The organism is Nakamurella antarctica (assembly GCF_003860405.1).
GTDB lineage: Bacteria > Actinomycetota > Actinomycetes > Mycobacteriales > Nakamurellaceae > Nakamurella > Nakamurella antarctica.
In genome coordinates this window covers 2,963,273-2,981,355 of record NZ_CP034170.1, presented here as the reverse complement: position 1 = coordinate 2,981,355, position 18,083 = coordinate 2,963,273, and the positions used below count along the sequence as shown (strand labels likewise).

Annotated in this window: 17 protein-coding genes and 1 pseudogene; 13 read left to right on the top strand and 5 right to left on the bottom strand. The window is 61.4% G+C overall.

The features are described 5' to 3' along the window. Positions 1-77 precede the first annotated feature (77 nt). From EH165_RS13385 to EH165_RS13360, 6 genes are all read left to right on the top strand, one after another. Positions 78-1,091: a DUF4349 domain-containing protein gene (locus EH165_RS13385; RefSeq protein WP_124799896.1), complete on the top strand. Its 1,014-nt coding sequence runs from the start codon at positions 78-80 to the stop codon at positions 1,089-1,091. Then, positions 1,088-1,849 (top strand): phosphoglyceromutase, encoded by a 762-nt coding sequence (locus EH165_RS13380; RefSeq protein WP_124799895.1) that lies wholly within the window; start codon positions 1,088-1,090, stop codon positions 1,847-1,849. The genes EH165_RS13385 and EH165_RS13380 overlap by 4 nt, the downstream gene beginning before the upstream one ends. 20 nt (positions 1,850-1,869) lie before the next feature. Continuing rightward, positions 1,870-3,039: a sensor histidine kinase gene (locus EH165_RS13375; protein WP_124799894.1), complete on the top strand. Its 1,170-nt coding sequence runs from the start codon at positions 1,870-1,872 to the stop codon at positions 3,037-3,039. Further along, positions 3,036-3,716, top strand: a complete 681-nt coding sequence (locus tag EH165_RS13370; RefSeq protein WP_124799893.1) for a response regulator transcription factor — start codon at positions 3,036-3,038, stop codon at positions 3,714-3,716. The genes EH165_RS13375 and EH165_RS13370 overlap by 4 nt, the downstream gene beginning before the upstream one ends. Before the next feature lie 20 nt (positions 3,717-3,736). Further along, a complete protein-coding gene (locus EH165_RS13365) occupies positions 3,737-4,660 on the top strand; it encodes a Ppx/GppA family phosphatase (protein ID WP_124799892.1) in 924 nt (307 codons plus the stop codon). 107 nt (positions 4,661-4,767) lie between these two features. Further along, complete coding sequence (locus EH165_RS13360; RefSeq protein WP_422392158.1) at positions 4,768-5,568, top strand: sugar phosphate isomerase/epimerase family protein; 801 nt, start codon at positions 4,768-4,770, stop codon at positions 5,566-5,568. 44 nt (positions 5,569-5,612) lie between these two features. Here the strand turns inward: EH165_RS13360 and EH165_RS13355 are convergent, their stop codons facing one another. Beyond that, the gene (locus EH165_RS13355) at positions 5,613-6,116 is read right to left on the bottom strand and encodes a ribonuclease H family protein (protein WP_124799890.1); all 504 of its coding nucleotides are present in this window, start codon (positions 6,114-6,116) and stop codon (positions 5,613-5,615) included. 377 nt (positions 6,117-6,493) lie between these two features. Here EH165_RS13355 and cysS point away from each other — a divergent pair, with 377 nt between their 5' ends. From cysS to EH165_RS13325, 6 genes are all read left to right on the top strand, one after another. Next, positions 6,494-7,882 carry a cysteine--tRNA ligase gene (gene cysS, locus EH165_RS13350; RefSeq protein ID WP_124799889.1) on the top strand — a complete coding sequence of 463 codons (1,389 nt, stop codon included), beginning with the start codon at positions 6,494-6,496 and terminating at the stop codon, positions 7,880-7,882. Positions 7,883-7,987: 105 nt separating this feature from the next. Then, positions 7,988-8,977: a 23S rRNA (guanosine(2251)-2'-O)-methyltransferase RlmB gene (gene rlmB / locus EH165_RS13345; protein ID WP_124799888.1), complete on the top strand. Its 990-nt coding sequence runs from the start codon at positions 7,988-7,990 to the stop codon at positions 8,975-8,977. Positions 8,978-9,267: 290 nt separating this feature from the next. After that, the gene (locus EH165_RS13340) at positions 9,268-10,605 is read left to right on the top strand and encodes an ABC transporter substrate-binding protein (protein ID WP_124799887.1); all 1,338 of its coding nucleotides are present in this window, start codon (positions 9,268-9,270) and stop codon (positions 10,603-10,605) included. Between the two features lie 68 nt (positions 10,606-10,673). Continuing rightward, positions 10,674-11,591: a carbohydrate ABC transporter permease gene (locus EH165_RS13335; protein ID WP_239020580.1), complete on the top strand. Its 918-nt coding sequence runs from the start codon at positions 10,674-10,676 to the stop codon at positions 11,589-11,591. Next, a complete protein-coding gene (locus tag EH165_RS13330) occupies positions 11,588-12,475 on the top strand; it encodes a carbohydrate ABC transporter permease (protein WP_124799886.1) in 888 nt (295 codons plus the stop codon). The genes EH165_RS13335 and EH165_RS13330 overlap by 4 nt, the downstream gene beginning before the upstream one ends. Before the next feature lie 8 nt (positions 12,476-12,483). Next, positions 12,484-13,725 carry an alpha/beta hydrolase gene (locus tag EH165_RS13325; RefSeq protein WP_124799885.1) on the top strand — a complete coding sequence of 414 codons (1,242 nt, stop codon included), beginning with the start codon at positions 12,484-12,486 and terminating at the stop codon, positions 13,723-13,725. On the opposite strand, the gene EH165_RS13320 is transcribed toward EH165_RS13325, so the two are convergent. Then, on the bottom strand, positions 13,702-14,742 hold the full coding sequence (locus tag EH165_RS13320; RefSeq protein ID WP_124799884.1) for a LacI family DNA-binding transcriptional regulator: 1,041 nt from the start codon (positions 14,740-14,742) through the stop codon (positions 13,702-13,704). The genes EH165_RS13325 and EH165_RS13320 overlap by 24 nt on opposite strands. A 216-nt stretch (positions 14,743-14,958) precedes the next feature. Between EH165_RS13320 and EH165_RS13315 the strand changes: the two genes are divergently transcribed. Continuing rightward, positions 14,959-15,393, top strand: a complete 435-nt coding sequence (locus EH165_RS13315) for a pilus assembly protein TadG-related protein (RefSeq protein WP_124799883.1) — start codon at positions 14,959-14,961, stop codon at positions 15,391-15,393. Between the two features lie 25 nt (positions 15,394-15,418). Here the strand turns inward: EH165_RS13315 and EH165_RS13310 are convergent, their stop codons facing one another. The 3 genes and pseudogenes from EH165_RS13310 to EH165_RS13300 all read right to left on the bottom strand — a co-directional run bounded on the left by EH165_RS13310 (position 15,419) and on the right by EH165_RS13300 (position 18,060). Beyond that, a complete protein-coding gene (locus EH165_RS13310; RefSeq protein ID WP_124799882.1) occupies positions 15,419-16,303 on the bottom strand; it encodes a metal ABC transporter permease in 885 nt (294 codons plus the stop codon). A gap of 13 nt (positions 16,304-16,316) precedes the next feature. Further along, positions 16,317-17,036 (bottom strand): annotated as a pseudogene (locus tag EH165_RS13305) (metal ABC transporter ATP-binding protein); the annotation flags it as partial. Positions 17,037-17,112: 76 nt separating this feature from the next. Beyond that, positions 17,113-18,060 carry a metal ABC transporter solute-binding protein, Zn/Mn family gene (locus tag EH165_RS13300; protein ID WP_164479235.1) on the bottom strand — a complete coding sequence of 316 codons (948 nt, stop codon included), beginning with the start codon at positions 18,058-18,060 and terminating at the stop codon, positions 17,113-17,115. Positions 18,061-18,083 lie beyond the last annotated feature (23 nt).

Below are 18,083 nucleotides of genomic sequence, written 5' to 3'. Positions count from 1 at the left end.
GTGGGCGCAGTGCCCTGAGACCGAACTGTAACTAGCGGCCCTGCAACCACTTCGCGCCGCAGTCCCGTCTGAAGCCCATGAGACACAAACGATTCGCCCTGGTAGGCATTGCGCTGTTGGCAGCCGTTGCGGCATGTTCGAATTCGCAGGATTCCGGCAGCGCAGCGATGTCGAGTTTCGCCGAGGCTCCGCAGAACGCGCCAGCTCAGACTAGCGCGGCAGCAGCTGCACCCGGTTTCGACGCCAGCGCAGAAGGCAATCCGGAGAGCAGCCCGGACGGCAATGCGTCGGGCAGTTCAGGAAGCGGCGCCGGCGGCAAACCGGGCAGCGTCCCAGCTACGGCGCCTGGCCCGACGCAGGACAGGCAGGTGATCAAAACTGCTGACGTGCAACTGGAGTTGACCATCGACCCCCAGACACCTCGAGAGCAGTCGGCCGACGTCAAACGTGACGCGGTGGCCGCGGCCGCCGCTCAGGTCAGCGCGCGTGCCGGCGTCCTTGGCGGATTCGTCGGAAGCCTGGAGCAATCCGGCGCGAGCGCCACTATGGTGCTGCGCGTCCCAGTCGACAAGTACGACGCCTTGCTGACGGACATTCGAAGCGTCGCCGGAAAGGTGACCCGTCTCACTGAAAGTGCGCAGGACGTCACCGCCCAGGTCACCGACGCGCAAAGTCGAATCGCGTCACTGCAGACCAGCGTCGACAGATTACGCACGCTGCTGTCCGAAGCGGTCAGCGTTGCCGACATCATCTCTATTGAGTCAGAGTTGACCAGCCGGCAGTCTGATCTCGAATCCTGGCAGGGTCAGCTCAAAGTTCTCTCCGATCAGGTTGGCCTGTCGACGATCTCGGTCACGTTCACCGCAGTTCAGGTGCGGACCGATGCGGAGCCAATCGCCGAGCGCAGCGGTTTCACCGGTGGGCTTGCCAACGGCTGGGACGCCGTGGTGAGTTTTGCGACCTGGGTCGCGGTGGTGGTCGGAACCTTCCTGCCCTTCGCGCCGCTGCTCCTCGTGGCCGGCCTCGCGCTGTACATGGTGCGCCGAAGCTACCGCAAGCGTCAGCTTTTAAGGCAGAATCCTGGGTCATGACATCCCCTGCAGCGCCCTCTTCGACACTGATACTTCTTCGCCACGGTGAAAGCACGTGGAACGACCTCGGTCTGTTTACCGGCTGGGTCGATGTTCCGCTGTCGGAGAAGGGCCACGCCGAAGCTATCCGGGGCGGGCAGATGTTGAAGGAAACCGGCCTGCTTCCCGATGTGCTGCACACCTCGCTGCTGCGTCGAGCGATCAACACCGCGCAGCTGGCGCTGGATGAAGCGGACCGGCACTGGATCGATGTTCGCCGTTCGTGGCGGCTCAACGAACGGCACTACGGCGACCTGCAGGGCAAGGATAAGAAGTCCACGCTGCAGGAGTACGGCGAGGAGCAGTTCCAGCTGTGGCGACGTTCGTACAACACGCCGCCGCCAGAGATCAGTGACACCAACGAATATTCCCAAGCCGGCGATCCGAGGTACGCCGATCTTGGTGACGCGGCGCCGAAGACGGAATGCTTGGCCGACGTGGTGGTCCGTCTGGAGCCGTACCTCTACGGACCCATCGCGGACGATCTGCGAGCTGGGAAAGTGACACTCGTGACCGCCCATGGCAACTCGCTCCGTGCCGTAGTGAAGTTGCTCGATGGCGTGAGTGATAAGGACATCGCGGGCCTGAACATCCCGACCGGCATCCCGCTTCGATACGACCTGGATGCGGATTTGAAGCCAATCACCCCGGGCGGTGTGTACCTGGATCCGGATGCCGCCAAGGCTGCTATCAACGCTGTTGCCAACCAGGGCCGCTAGAGCGACTCGCGACTGTTTCCGTGAACGCTGCCGTGGCGATCGTTTTTGCCGTACTTGGCATTCTGCTGGGGTGGATCGGCGCACTGCTGGTGGTGCGCAGGTCGACCCCGGATCTCATCCCGGACACCACCGTGCGAGATAAATACGCCCACACTGTCCTGGCCGAGTCCCGCACGGGCTACGCGATTCTCGACTCCGAGAACCACGTGCTTCTAGCAAACGCGCGGGCCGGCGAACTTGGGGTGGTGCGCGCCGGGATGGCCGACCGCCGGATTCTCGATGCGGCGGAGCGGGCTGCCCTCTCGGGCGACGTCATCGACGTCCAGCTCGCGGACCGTTCGGGTCGCGGCGGACCGTCCGTTATTCAGGCTGAGGTGAGGGCACTTTCCGACGGGAGTGTGTTTGTTGTTGTCGCTGACGAGTCGGCCGCAGCCCGCGTGGAGGCCATCCGGCGCGATTTCATCGCCAACGTTTCCCACGAGTTGAAAACCCCCATCGGCTCGATCTCGTTGCTTGCCGAGGCGGTGATGGATGGCTCGGACGAGCCCGAAATGGTGCGCAAATTTGCTGGAAAAATGGTGCGCGAATCAACGAGGCTGGGCGCTCTGGTCACCGAATTAATTGCGCTCTCCCGTCTGCAAGGCGGCGAAACTCAGCTGGATCACAGCGTTGTCGAGGTCGATAGCGTCATCGGCGACGTGCTGAATCGGACCGCCACTATCGCTGAAGCCGCCGGCGTCGACGTCAGCGTCGGCGGCACCGAAGGGCTTTTGATTACCGGCGACCGCACCCTCCTAGTCACTGCCCTGACCAACCTGGTGGACAACGCCATTCACTATTCCCCGGCGGCCACACCCGTCAGCATCAGCAGAGTTTCGCGGGAGGGCGGAGTCGAAATCTCCGTCACCGATCGCGGGACAGGTATCGCCGCGGCCCACCAGGAGCGGGTTTTCGAACGCTTCTTTCGCGCAGACCCCGCTCGATCGCGCAATACGGGGGGCACCGGCTTGGGGCTGGCAATCGTCAAACATGTCGCGGCAAACCATGGCGGTGAGGTCACGTTGTTCTCGCGGGTGGGAATCGGATCGACGTTTACTCTCAAACTGCCGTCCACCTCCGGTTCACCTGACGCTGTTACACACAAGCCTGTGACCAGAGCAACGATCAACGGTGTGCAGGGAGAAATGTGACCAGGGTGCTCATCGTCGAGGACGAGGAATCCATCGCTGAGCCTCTAGCGTTTTTACTCGGCAAAGAGGGTTTTGAAACTAGCATCGCACTCACCGGCCCCGACGCCCTCGTCGAATTTGACCGCACCGGCGCAGACATCGTCCTCCTCGACCTGATGCTGCCGGGGATGAGTGGCACAGAGGTCTGCAAGGCACTCCGCGCGCGCAGCGCCGTGCCGATCATCATGGTGACCGCCCGCGACAACGAGATAGACAAGGTGGTCGGCCTCGAGTTGGGCGCCGACGACTACGTCACGAAGCCCTACTCCGCGCGGGAGTTGATCGCACGGATCCGTGCAGTATTGCGCCGCGGCACGGACGCTGAAGAACCAGATGCTGCGGTACTTACCGCGGGCCGCGTCCGGATGGACATCGAACGTCATGTGGTGACGGTCAACGCGGAAGCGATCTCGTTGCCACTCAAGGAGTTTGACCTTCTTGAGTATTTGCTCCGAAACTCCGGCCGGGTGTTGACCCGGGGTCAATTAATTGATCGGGTGTGGGGAGCTGACTACGTCGGTGATACCAAAACCCTTGATGTGCATGTCAAACGGCTGCGAGCCAAACTCGAACCCGACCCGGCGAACCCACGCTACTTGCTGACCGTCCGCGGGCTGGGCTACAAATTCGAAAGCTGACGGCGGGTAGATTTGCAAGAATGCGCCTGGGAGTTCTCGATGTTGGATCCACCACCGTCCACCTGCTGGTGGTCGATGCACATCGGGGCGGGAAACCGGAGCCGCTGAATTCAAAGCGTTCCGTTCTTAGGCTCGTTGAGCACATTGATAGTGCCGGCCGCCTCAGTGACGACGGCCAAGAAGCCCTGCTGTACGCAATAGGCGAAGCGGCGCTCGCTGCAGCCCGCGCAGGTTGCGAACAACTACTTGCCTTCGCCACGTCCGCGGTGCGCGAGGCGACCAACTGGGCAGAGATCGTCGCCGACGTTGCCGCACAGACCCGCGTGGATCTGCGCGTAATGTCCGGCGAAGACGAAGCGCGGCTGACGTTTCTGGCCGCGCGACGCTGGTACGGCTTCAGCCGTGGCGCATTGCTCGTGCTCGACATCGGTGGTGGTTCGCTCGAATTCGCCGGCGGCACTGGCGAGGAACCAGATCTTGCGATGTCCGTGCCGCTGGGCGCCGCTCGGGTAGCCCGCGAAGCTGGTATGGCAGATCCGCCAAAACGCTCCGAAGCAGCCGCTCTTGCAAAGCGTCTCGCAAAGGAGATGGCGCCGTTGAAAGAAAAGATCGCCCACGCCGGCCCCATCGACCACGTCGTTGGCACCTCCAAAACATTCCGAACGTTGGCCCGGCTTGGCGCAGCTTCGTCGCTGGGAGATCCCCGCGTTCTGACAGCCGCATCTTTGGACCAGGTGATTTCGCGTGTCTCTAAAATGAGCATCGCGGATGTTGCTGGGCTCGATGGCGTCTCGCCGGAGCGGGCGCCGCACCTGTTGGCAGGTGCGTTAGTGGCGCGCGCCGCACTGTCCGCTACGGGGGCGCAGGTCTTGGAAATCTGCCCGTGGGCCCTGCGCGAAGGCGTCATCTTTCGGCAGTTGGACGAGTTGGAGTTCGGCCGATGAGCGAGTTTGATGGTCCATTGCCCGACGGTGTTGCCGCCACGGACCTGGCTCCGTTTGCTGACTCGGCTGCAGTGGCTGATGTGGCTCCGTTTGCTGATGTCCGCGATTTGGTGCGCTTACCCGAAGCGCCCGTGGGGCTTTCGACCGCGTCGGTGTATCCCGAACCGACCGGGCTCGCTTTCCGGCGCGCAGCCGAACTGGGCTACGACGGGGTAGAGGTCTTTGTTTGGACGGACGCCGTCTCGCAGTCCGTCAGCGAGCTCCGCGACCTCGTGCAGACCTACCAAATTCCCGTGTTGTCAGTGCATTCACCGTGCGTGGTGATTACGTCGCGCGTGTGGTCGACCGACCCACTGGTGAAGCTTGCGCGATCCATTGAAATGGCCGAGGCTTTGGGTGCCTCCACGGTGGTGACGCATCCGCCCTTCGTGTGGCAACGCGCTGCGGCCCTGGACTTCTCAGCTGCCGTCGCCGAACTCCAGACCAGGACAGCGGTGAAGATCGCTGTGGAGAACATGTTCCCGGCGCGAGTGCGGGGATCCGTGATCTCTACCTACCGGCCGCATTGGGACCCGGCAGTGGGCGGAGCCGGGCATCAGTACTACACGTTGGATCTTTCGCATACCGCGACCGCAGAATCGGATGCACTGGAAATGCTGGGCCGCATGGGCTCTCGGATGACGCACCTGCATCTGGCGGACGGCACCGGCTCGGCGCTCGACGAGCATTTAGTGCCAGGTCGCGGCTCCCAGCCCTGCGCGCAGATCCTCGGCCAGTTAGCAGCTAGTGGGTTCGATGGCAGTATCGTTGTTGAGATTTCCACCCGAAAATCCTCAGTGGAGGATCGTGAGATCGATCTGGCGCAGGCACTTTCGTTCGCGCGTCTGCACTTCGCCGCAGCTCACTGACCGCTGTTCACTGACCTCAGTTCACTGACCGCTGCTCTGCGCATTCAGGAGTGTTGAGCGAGTAGCTTTTCAAGGCAACCCGCGGGGCCTTCGTTGACAGGCAGGCCATCTCTGGTTGCCTCCGCCGCGGCGCCGCATTTCATGTCGGCGATCTCATTGAGGACATGCCCGCGGTGCCCGCGCACGTGCTCGAAGGTCACGTCACGATCCTTGAGCAGGAACGCGATGTATTCGATCAGGTCTCTGTTGGCAACGGGCTTCTTGGCCGAGTTGACCCAGTTGTTTTTCAGCCAGTTTGGCAGCCATTCGGTGAGGCATTTGATGGAGTATTGACTATCGGACTGGATGAGAAGCGGCACATCGGAGGGGAAGGCGCGGGCGACTTGGCCGATTGCCTGCAGCTCCATCCGCTGGTTGGTGGTGCTCGCGCTGCCGCCAGCCCCCCAGCACTCCTCGGAGACCACCCACGCCCAGCCGCCAGCCCCGCCGGGGTTGGACAGGCAGGAGCCGTCGGTGGCCACGGTCAGTCGGGCGCGGTTGGAAGTCACTTGGACATCCTAGGAGCGCTAGGGCTCACCCGCGGGCACGTCCGCCGTTCGTGCGATCGGAATCGGTTCGTGCGACCACAATCGGGGTCGCACGAACCGATTCCGATCGCACCAAGCCCGCTGCCAGGCCCGGCCCGCACCAAGCCCGCACCAAGCCCGCACCAAGCCCGCTGCCCGCGGCAAGCCCCGCACCAAGCCCGCTGCCCGCGGCAAGCCCCGCACCAAGCCCGCTGCCAGGCCCGGCCCGCACCAAGCCCGCACCAAGCCCGCTGCCCGCGGCAAGCCCCGCACCAAGCCCGCTGCCCGCGGCAAGCTCGCACCAGGCCCCAAACGCGGCTGGTAGGTGCGTATACCATCCGGCCGGTAGCCTTGACCGGGTGACCCTTCACCTGTACGACACCTCGACCCGATCGGTACGGCCCTTTGTGCCGCTCGTTCCTGGCAAGGTCTCGATGTACGTCTGCGGGGCGACGGTTCAGGGGATTCCCCACATCGGCCACACGAGGTCCAGTCTTGTCTTCGACGTGCTGAACCGCTGGCTGGTGTACAGCGGATACGAGGTCAGCTACGTCCGGAACGTCACCGACATCGACGACAAGATCTTGACAAAGGCCGCTGACGCTCATCGTCCGTGGTGGGAGTGGGCGACGACGCACGAGCGGGCATTCATCGAGGCATACCGGGTCTTGGGTTGCTTGCCCCCGTCCATCGAACCGCGCGCCACCGGTCACATCCCGCAGATGATCAGCATGATTGAACAACTGATCGAAACCGGCCACGCTTACGCAGCCGGCGGTGATGCCTACTTCGCCGTTCGGTCGTTGCCTGATTATGGGAAGCTCTCCGGTCAGCAAATCGACGAGATGACGCAAGGTGAATCCTTGGGTGCTGGCAAGCGCGATTCTGCTGACTTCACCCTGTGGAAGGCGGCTAAACCTGGTGAACCAGCATGGGAATCGCCTTGGGGGCCCGGCCGACCCGGTTGGCACATTGAGTGCTCAGCGATGGCCCGCGCCTACCTCGGCGCGGAGTTTGATATCCACGGCGGCGGCTTGGACTTGGTCTTTCCTCATCACGAGAACGAACGTGCCCAGTCGAATGCGGCTGGCGATAGCTTTGCCCGATTCTGGCTGCATAACCACTGGGTCACGCTCGCTGGCGAGAAGATGTCGAAGTCGCTTGGTAACACTGCGACTATTGACTCCATCACATCTCATACCAGGCCTATTGCGCTGCGCTACTACTTAATCGGCGCGCACTATCGGTCGCCGATCGAGTACTCGCAGCACGCCTTGGCTGATGCGGTCACCGCCTTCGAGCGCGTGCAGGCCTTCCTGTTTCGAGCTGCCGATAGGTTGGGTGCAGTCGAGATCGGTTTGTTGCCAAGCGATTTCGTCCAGGCGATGGATGACGATCTTGCCCTTCCCCGAGCACTAGCCGTCTTGCACGATTACGTTCGAGCAGGAAACTCCGCAGTGGCCGCAGTAGATGACGCTGGAACTCGCACGGCAGCGACCGCGGTGCGGTCCATGCTTGCCGTTCTAGGGATCGACCCGTTCGACCCGCAGTGGAGCCAGGCGAGCAGCGATAGCGATAGTTTGAGACGAGCAACGGATGCGCTTGTTGTTGCGATGCTCGCCCAGCGCGCCGAGGCTAGGGCTGCCAAAGACTTTGCCACCTCCGATCAGATCCGGGATCAACTCGCGCACGCCGGGATTGTGGTCGAAGATGGCCGCGACGGTGCCACCTGGTCGTTGGCTCATTAGGTGTCGACATAAGCGCAGTGGCCCAGCAGTAAAGGGTCCAGCAGTATCCGGCTCGTTTGAGCAATGACGTGTTACACCAGTAATGAAGAGAAGAGATAAAAGGTTATGGCGGGCAATTCACAGCGACGCGGAGCGGTCCGGAAAGACGGCACCAAAAAGGGTGCGGTTGTTGGCACCGGTGGGCAGCAGCGCCGCGGCGTCAAGGGTCGAGGGCCGACCCCAGCCGCAGTGGAGCGTCCGCACCATCCGGCCGCGAAACGTGCTGTGGCGGCGGCAAAGCGGGATAGTAAGAACCCGCAGCGCAATGGTGCCAGCAATTCTCGCTCGGTCCGGGGCAAGAGTGACTTGCCCGAAACGGTAGTCGGTCGCAACCCGGTGGTGGAAGCCCTCCGCGCCGGCGTCCCCGCGACCGCGCTGTATGTGGCCCAGGGCCTTTCCGCGGACGAGCGGGTGACCGAGGCCGTCCATGAAGCGGCCGGCCGCGGGATCGCTATTCTCGAAGTGGGTCGCGGCGAACTTGACCGCCTGACGGGTAACGCGATCCACCAGGGCTTGGCGCTGAAGGTTCCGCCCTACACCTACGCACACCCGGACGAGCTGATGGCGCTCGCCGTCGAATCCGGCCAACCCGCGCTTCTCGTCGCCGTCGACGGTGTGACTGACCCCCGCAACCTGGGCGCTATCGTCCGCTCCGCCGCTGCATTCGGGGCCCATGGTGTGCTCGTCCCGGAACGTCGCAGCGCCGGAATGACGGCGTCGGCGTGGCGTACCTCGGCCGGTACCGCCGCTCGCATCCCGGTGGGCCGGTGCACGAACCTGGTCCGGACTCTCAAAGACTGGGCCGCCACCGGCGCGATGATCGTCGGCCTCGACGCCGACGGCACCGTCAACACGGACGATTTCGATATGGCCACCGGCCCGCTGGTGCTCGTCGTCGGGTCGGAAGGGCGCGGCCTTTCTCGCTTGACTGTCACCGTCTGCGACGCCACAATCTCCATTCCGATGGCCCGCACCGTCGAATCCTTGAACGCCTCCGTGGCCGCGGGTGTGGTTCTCGCCGAAGTGGCCCGGCGCCGCCGCAGCAACGCCCGGTAGTAATTGCAGTGCCTGTCCAGTAGCAGGCTTCTCCGTTCGAAACAGCCCCAGCGGGTGGCGCGCGGACCAAAGCGGGTGGCCAGAACGATAGGTCGGGTTCTGGCCACGAGGACGTCAGCTAACGACACCGCGCAGCCCAGCTAACGACACCGCGCAGCGAGCGCACCTTCCCAGACAAATCTGGAAAAAAGTGTTGACAGTCACACGGACTTGCTTATGCTATGAATGCGCAGTCATTCTGTTGCACGCGTGTTCTCGCATATTCCAGTGACTAAGACCAGAGGATCCCCATGGCCAAGATTCGGAGAAGTGTGGCGTTGGCAGCGGTGCTGACGGGCGCTATCGCCCTCGCTAGTTGCTCGTCAGGAACGTCGACCACCACGAGCTCTGACTCCGCTAGTTCTTGTGCTCCAGCTGGCGGGAAGGTCGATTTGACCTTCTGGAACTGGGGTACGGGAATGGATAAAGCGGTAGACCTGTGGAATGAGAAGAACCCAGATATTCATGTGGATCTCAAGACCGTTCCCAACGGTAATGCTGGAACGTACCAAAACCTGTTCAACGGGCTGAAGGCAGGAACGGCCCCGGACATCGCACCCATCGAGTACGACACGGTAGCGAGCTTTCGGTTGGTTAACGGGTTGAAAGACATCTCCGGCTGCGCCGATGTGGGGACGTCTGCAAGCAAGTTCGTTGACTGGACCTGGAGTCAAGTGAGCGAGGGCAAAAATGTCTTCGCGGTCCCGCAGGATATTGGCCCACTGGGGCTGTACTACCGCAAAGATATCTTCGATAAGTATGGACTGGCTGCGCCCACCACTTGGCAGGAGTATTACGACGATGCCGTCAAGTTGAAAGCAGCCGACCCCAGCTACGAAATAACTCATTTCTCGCAGACTGACCCGAACTGGTTCACCGGACTTCTCTGGCAGAACAGCGCAAAACTTTTCGGAACCCAGGGCGACAAGTGGCAGGTTTCGATCGACTCCCCGCAAGCCCAAGAAGTTGCCGCCTATTGGCAGAAGATGATCGACCAGAAGCTCGTCTCAACAGATCTCCAAGGATTCTCCGAAGCTTTGAGTAAGGCGTGGGACACGGATAAGGTCCTCACCTGGGTCAGTGCCCCTTGGGGATGGTCGACTATCCGCGATGGCGCGCCCGATACCTCTGGCAAATGGGCTGTCGCGCCCATCCCACAGTGGAAGGCCGGCGATACTGCAAATGGCAACTGGGGCGGCTCGTCAACGGCGGTCATGGCCACAAGCAAGCATCCGTATGAGGCGGCAAAGTTCCTACTGTGGCTGAACTCCGATCCGGAAGCTGTCGCGATCCTCATCAAAGAAACTGGCATTTACCCGGCAAGCAAAGCCGGTGCCGATGACTCCGCGCTTACCAGCGGCGTCGAATTCTATGGCGGTCAAAAGATCTTCGACACGTTCAAAACTGCGGCCGCACAAGTCAATAACGACTTCACCTGGGGCCCGACAATGACGGATACCTACCGTTTTATGGCCGATGGGATAGCGAATGCTCTTGCTGGAAAGGGAACTCTGCAAGACACGCTGAAAGACGCTCAGGCCAAAACAATCGATTCGATAAAGGCTCAGGGTCTCCAAGTCGTCAACTAGGTGTACCTCGACGGTGTCGGCCACGTGATCATCACGTGGCCGGCACTGTCTTTTCAATGGAGGATTCGATGTCAGCTTCAGTTGTTGACGCGCCCAAGAGAAGGCGATTAGGTAGTCGCATCGCCCCAGCGGCTTTCCTTTTGCCGTTCCTCATCCCGTTTCTCCTGATCTTTATTGGTCCCATCGGCTACGCGGTAGTTCAGAGCCTTCAGAAAGTGGAACGGGTAGCCGGACTCTTCGGAACCCCCACCACGGTGTGGGCTGGGTTTGCGCAGTACCAGCGGGCGCTATCTGACTCTGACTTCGTCGCCAGCATTATGCGGGTACTGCTGTTCGGAGTAATTCAAGTACCGGTAATGATGGGTATTGCGTTGCTGGTAGCACTACTTCTCGACACCCAATCCGCTCGTCTCAAGCGGTTCCATCGGCTCGCGGTGTTTGCCCCGTACGGAATACCTGGAGTGGTGGCGGCCCTGATGTGGGGGTTTCTTTACGACCCTCGGCTCTCGCCCATCGTCAGCGGACTCGAAGCGGTGGGGCTGCATCCTGATTTTCTGGGAACCGACCATATTCTTTGGTCAATCGCGAATGTGGTCACCTGGACTTACGCGGGCTATAACATGATCATTATCTATGCGGCTCTCCAAGCGTTGCCCAGCGATATTCTTGAAGCAGCGTCGATTGACGGCGCCCGGCCGTTGAGGCTGGCGTTTCACATCAAAGTTCCGTTGATTGCTCCGGCCTTGGTTCTCACCGCAGTATTTTCGATTATTGGCACGCTGCAGCTGTTTACCGAGCCGGAAGTCTTAAAAACAATCACAACTACGATCACCTCTACCTACACGCCGACCATGGCGTCCTACTCTGCTGCGAGCGCCAACGACTACTCCTACGCAGCAGCATTATCGGTTCTGATTGCTGGCGTGAGCTTCGTCCTTTCGTTTGGATTTCTCCGGTTTACCACGCGGTGGAACGGCACCTCATGACCTCCCACACCACCAACACGCCGTCGACCTCCGTTCGGATCAAGCGCAAATTTGGTGCGGCTCCAGTCGCGGTGAACATTGTGTTGCTAGTTGCGACCGGTTACTTCCTGCTCCCCGTATTTTGGCTCGTGGTGGCCGCCACAAAAAGCCGTCCCGACCTAGTTTCATCCTTCGGCTTTTGGTTCCTCCGACCACAACTTTTTCAAAACCTCCAAGAGCTGTTCTCAGAACAGGACCATGTTTTCGGTCAGTGGATGCTGAACAGCCTTCTGTATTCCGGCGTCGGAGCTTTGGTCGGCACCGTCTTGGCGGCGTGTGCTGGTTATTGTTTGGCGGTCTACCGTTTCCGGGGTAAAGAAGCAATTTTTTCGCTCATCCTGGGTAGCGTGTTGGTGCCCGCTACGGCGCTCGCGTTGCCGACTTTTCTTGCCTTTGCCAAAGTGGGGCTGACCGACTCTTATTTGGCCGTCCTCCTGCCCAGCATTATTAGTCCTTTCGGTGTGTATCTCAGCCGGATTTATACTCAGGCCGCGGTGCCGCTCGAGTTGCTAGAGGCGGGCCGTATTGACGGAGCTAACGAGTGGCAGATATTCAGGGCTGTAGTTCTCAGGCTGATATCGCCCGCGCTGGTGACGGTCTTTTTGTTTCAGTTCGTAGGCATTTGGAACAACTTCTTCCTTCCGCTCATTATGTTGCAAAATGATCGACTTTTCCCGGTAACCCTGGGTCTTTATAGCTGGCAGTCTCAAATCAGCAGAAATCCCCAACTACTGTTGCTGACGGTGGTCGGCTCACTGGTGGCTGTCGTGCCCTTGGTAATTACTTTTCTTTCCCTGCAACGATATTGGAAGGCCGGATTGACCACGGGGTCGGTGAAGGGGTGAGGGAACGAGTGAGTCAGCACGCCGAACAGATCGGCGACAACGGATACCTAGGGCCACAGATACAGCCGACTGGAAATCTGCACGGGAAAGAAGAACGCTTCCCAGCAGCACCGTTGCTACCGGGACCACATTGGGCAGATCTTGCCGGTTTGCTGGATCGGAACATTCTCGCCAACGGATCGGCAGAATTGCGTTATTTCGAAAGCACTGCCTTGGAGGGCAACCGGCTCCAAGATCCGACCATGCGGCCGATCATCGTGTACCTTCCCGAGTCTTACCCGCGCGATCCTGCGAAGCGCTACCCAGTTATCTATCTTCTCCACGGGGCGATGACCGATGTCGGTTACTGGCTCAAGCGCGGCCGGGGGAGTGGAAGCCTGCTGGAGCGGATCGACGAAATCCTGGCGCCGAGCCAGACAGAAGTAATTGTGGTGCTGGTGGACGCCTGGACGTCCGTCGGCGGAAGTCAGTATGTAAATTCTCCAGCCATCGGGCGCTATCACGACTACCTCGTCGACGACGTGACCGCCTTCGTTGACGACGCCTTCCGCACGCTGCGCAGCAGGCAGGGCCGAGCGGTGCTTGGCCATTCATCCGGCGGATTCGGTGCATGGGTGGCCTGTACGACGCGGCCGGATGTGTTCTCGTCGTTGGCCATGCTTGCAGCGGATTGCCTCTTCGAGGGTGTTTTTCTCAAGACGTTCAGCCCATCGACCCGACGGCTCAGGGATGCGTATGACGGTTCGATGGCCAACTTTTGGGCGCGGCACAGTGTTGTCCAAGCCGCACGCATTCTCGATGCGGCCGCACCGCACTCCGGCGCGCCAGTGATTGATAGAGGGATGTGGGAGCCACAAGATGCGCCTCTTTTCGACCAACACATGCTCGCCGCGGCATTCACGCAGAACGCGAATGGCGAGGCCGAGTACCTTTTCGGCCGGGATGGGCGACTCGATCTCGCAGTATGGTCGTCGTGGTTGGCGCACGATCCCGTACGGTGTGCATCAAGATTTGCCAGCCAATTACGTTCCCTGAGCTTCATCGCACTGCAAGCGGGGACGGACGACGAGTTTTTTGCAGACAACGGGGCGGAAGCACTGTCCGCCGAGCTACGCGCGCTGGGTGTGGCTCACGAGCTCCGCGTCGGTGCCGGGACGCACGAACCGGGCGACAATTTCGACAAGCTCTTTAACAAGCTGGCAACCTTCGTTGCGGGCGAGGGGAAGTCAGCGGCGAACGACGGGACCTGAGGAGGAATCACGAGCAACGAGACGCGTGCCCAGGATCCTCTGCTGAGCCGGTTGCGCGGGGTCTTTGACTCGAGCGAGGATGAGACGAACCATTTCGCTTCCCAGTTGCTCCACGGGTTGGTAGATGCTGGACAGCGGCGGGATGGCTTGTGCAGCAGGCTCTGATGAATCGAAGCCAATCAGCCCCACATCTCCCGGGACATCTCTGCCGATTGTCCGAAGCGCAGTCAGTGCGCCCATCGCCATCGAGTCGCCGGCGGCAAAAATAGCGTCGGTTTCCGGGTGTTCGCGCATTATTGCGAGCGCCACCTCCGCGCCCTGTTGAAAGCTAAAGTCTGTCGCCTCACGGAAGACGGGGGTCCGGCCCCGACTCGTCATAGCCGTGCAGTACCCGCTGAGCCGGTCCTCGCCGGCCGCGGTATCGGTGGGACCTGCGATGTGGGCGGGATTGCAATATCCCCGCTCGAACAGGTGTGAAGTGGCCATGGCCGCGCCGTGCGAGTTGTCGACATCGACAAAACTTGCTCCGGCAACGCCAATGGGACGGCCCCCAACGACGACCGGCATTCCTCGTCTCATCAGGTCAACGAGCAGCGGATCCTGCCGGGTCGAGGTGATCAGCAAAAGGCCGTCGACATGGCCTTGGGCGAGGTAGCGCCGAAGTCGTTGATGCGAGATATTTGGTTGTGGCATGAAGATCGCCAGCTGCTGGTTCGCGCCTTCGGTGGCCTCGGTAATCCCTTGGAGAAGACGAGGAAAGTAGGTGCCACCCCACAGATGGGCTGAGGGTTCTGCCACGACGAAGCCAATGGACTGAGATCCACGACTGGCCAAAGACCTTGCGGCTAGGTTGATCTCGTATCCCAGCGTTTGGGCGGCCTCTTCGACGGCCGCGCGCGTCGCTGGTGAAACACTCTTGAATCCGCTAAGGGCGCGGCTAGCGGTGGTCTGCGAGACACCGGCGAATTTCGCGACATCGACCATGCGTACGGCCCGCGCGTCCAAGTGGTCTGTCAAAAATCTCTCCGTCGACTTGTCCGTTCAGTGCGCCTGCAAATTGCAATGGTAGCGCTCCCACCAAGTCGCATCCCCCATGACGCCTTCCCACACATCTCACCTTTTTACGGGCGCGGCGGCGGACGCAGCCCCAGGCGCCACCCGAACAGAGGTCGACTCCTTTACGCCCAGCCCGATGGTGGTGCATGATTACCGTTACACCATCGGGGGGCGGTTATGGCCAAAAATACAGGGGGACGGGCGCAACGGGCAGCTCTGCCCCTAGGCCGAGACAGGGGGAGTGTCTCGCCTCTCGTCATCGGAATGACGCTGTGCCTGTTAATCCTCGCCGCAGGAGTCGTCGCGGCTGGCTCGGCGTTCCTTGGCGGACAAAAACTTCAACGGCAGTGTGATGGAGCCGCCCAAGCTGCGGCCGATGCGGCGCCGAGCGCTATTGCCGCCTCGTCGCAAGCCTCGATCACCAGCGTGTACGACGCTGCGAGTGAATACCTTTCGATCAGGGGCTCCGGAGTGCTATTCACCATCACCATCGACCAAGGCATCGTCCTCGCGCGATGCCGCGCCGACGTTCCCATTACGTTCGGCGGGATCTTCGGCACCCCTACCCTCGAACGCAACGTAGACGCCGTAGGCCAACCGAGGTTCAACTAAGACGGTCGTTACACCGATTCGAAAGTCACGCCACGACGACGCCGCGCTTGGACCACCCCCGGCGCCCGCGGAGGGAGCCGACGACGCGGCAGCCGAGGTAGATCGCGAACGAGATCGTCGTGACGTACGGGCTAATGGGCAGCCCCGGCGACAGCGCGAGCAACACTCCGCCCACGGCCGACACAGTGGCGAACAGCCCTGACAGCAACACGACCTTCACGGGTGAGGCCGTCACCCGCGTCGCCGCTGCGGTAGGCGTGATCATCAGCGAAAGCACTAGTAACGCACCAACAATCTGCACTGCCATTGCCACGGTAAGCCCCAGTACCACCATGAAGATCGGGGCCAACAGCCGGACGGGGACCCCTCGAGATATGGCAACTTCGGTGTCCACCGACGCGAAGTACAGCGGCCGCCACAAGACTGCCATCGCAGCCAGCACTAGTACAGCAACGATGGAAAGGGTCACTAGCTGGTTCCCGTTGACCGCAGACGGTTGGCCGACCAAGGCCCCAAACTTGTTGGCAGACCTGCCTTTGTAGAGCGCGATGAACATGACCCCGAGGCCTAGACCAAAGGCCATCACCACACCAATCGAGGAGTTTCGCTCGGTGGCGCGCGCACCCAGTAAACCAAAGATGATGGCGGCGATGACGCTGCCCACGATGGATCCCTGCACCACAAAGTCGCTGCCCACAAACAACAATGCCGCAGCGGCGCCGGTGAATGACAGCTCAGCGGTCCCGTGCACGGCGAACGCAAGGTCCCGCGCCTGCACCATGGGGCCGACAACGCCAGCCATCACCCCCATGATCACGGCGGCGATCAGTGATCCGCTGACCAGAGGGAGTAGCTGGCCGAAGTCGGTGAAGGAAAAGAACTGGGAGAACCAGTTGGCGACCGTGCTCATCGCTTGCCGCCCATCAGTGTTCCTCGTGGTGGTGTGGATAGGTTTCGCCGCCCAATACCAGCAACCGGCCGCCCACCTCGAGGACTTGGATTGGTGAGCCGAAAAGCTCTGATAACACCTCTGAGGTAATGACTTCCGCGACAGTTCCGACTCGAAACCGGCCGGCGGCGATGTAGAGAACGCGATCGACCCTATCGACTATGGGGTCGAGCGAATGGGTGACAAAAATGACGGCGGTGTTCGTGGCTTTGCGTCTTTCGTCGATCAGGGCGCTGACCGATTCTTGGTGAGACAGGTCGAGGCTCAGTAGCGGCTCGTCGCAGAGCAACACATCCGGCTCGGTGATGAGGGCCTGCGCGATCCGAAGCCGCTGCTGTTCGCCACCGGACAGCAGGCCGATAGGCACATCGGCGTAGGCCGTTGCATTGACGCGGGCAAGCGCGTGGTCGACGAGTGCATCCCGCTTGCGACTGCGCAGACCGACGCCCCAGCGATGGCCGTCGATACCGAAGCGCACGAGGTCGCGGGCCCGTACCGGCAGCCCGGGGTCAAAGTTCTTTTGCTGCGGGACGTATCCGATCCCGGCCGATCCCCGTTGTACCGGTCTGCCTCCCACTTCCACGCTGCCGCGGGAAAGTGCTTGCTGGCCAAGGAGAACACGTAGCAGCGAGGTCTTGCCAGCCCCGTTGGGACCCAGCACCGCCACAAATTCGCCTGGCTCGATGTCGAGGCTCAGGCCTTCCCACAGCACCCTGCTGCCGTACGCGAGGCTGGCATCGCGCAGGCGGACGGCTGTCATTGAGGTCAATTTACGCGTTCAGAGCGGCGCTGACAGCATCGACGGTGCCAGCGATCCACACCGTGTACCCGGTGATGCCCGCTGGCAGGGTTTCAGTAACACCTATGACGCCAGCGCCCGCTGCCTTGGCGGCGGCTACCAACTCATCCGTCACCGGGCCCGAAGTCTGAATGTTGTTGAACAGCAACGCTGCAGACTTGGTGGACAGCAGATTCTTGGTATCGGCGAGGTCTTTGACGGATACTTCCGCGTCTGCTTCAACGGCTTGGGAAAAACCGGCGGGGGTAACGTCCTGCAGGCCTATGTCTGCGAGCAGATAACCGGCGACAGGTTCGGTCGCGATGGCCTTGGTGCCGGGGTGGTCTGCTCCCACTGCAGCCGCTCGGGTCTTGAGCGCCGTGAGGCCGGCGGTGAAAGCTGTTGCATTAGCGGTGAATGTAGGGCCGTCGGCGGGGGCGAGCGCGCTCAGTTCTGCAGCGACTTTGTTGGCAATCAATTCGACAGAGTCAAGGTCGTAGAACACGTGCTCGTTGAAGCCTTCGCCTGTATCCAGCCCGGAGAGGTCCACGGCGTTCAGGACAGGGGGAGCGGCGGGGAGAGACGCGATGGTAGTCAGGGCCCAGTCGTCGTAGCCACCTCCGTTGACGAGGATCAGGTCGGCTTTGGAGAGGTCAAGCACCACAGCCGGGGTGGCTTCGAAGGAGTGCGGGTCGGCGCTGGGGTCCGAGAGGACCGCGCTCACGTTGACCTTGTCACCGCCGACAGCGCTGACTACGGAGGCCCACACATTGGTGGAGGTAACCACTTTCAGGGCCTTGGTGGAATCGGCTACCGGAGCTTTGTCGGAGCTCGCGCACCCAGTCAGCGCGAGGAGAGCGACTGCAACTCCGGCGATGACGACTGGTGCAGCGGGTAACGGAGTGCGGTGTGCGGCGAGCGATCTGCGGCGGGCGTACATCGGTGAAGCTCCTGTCGATAATG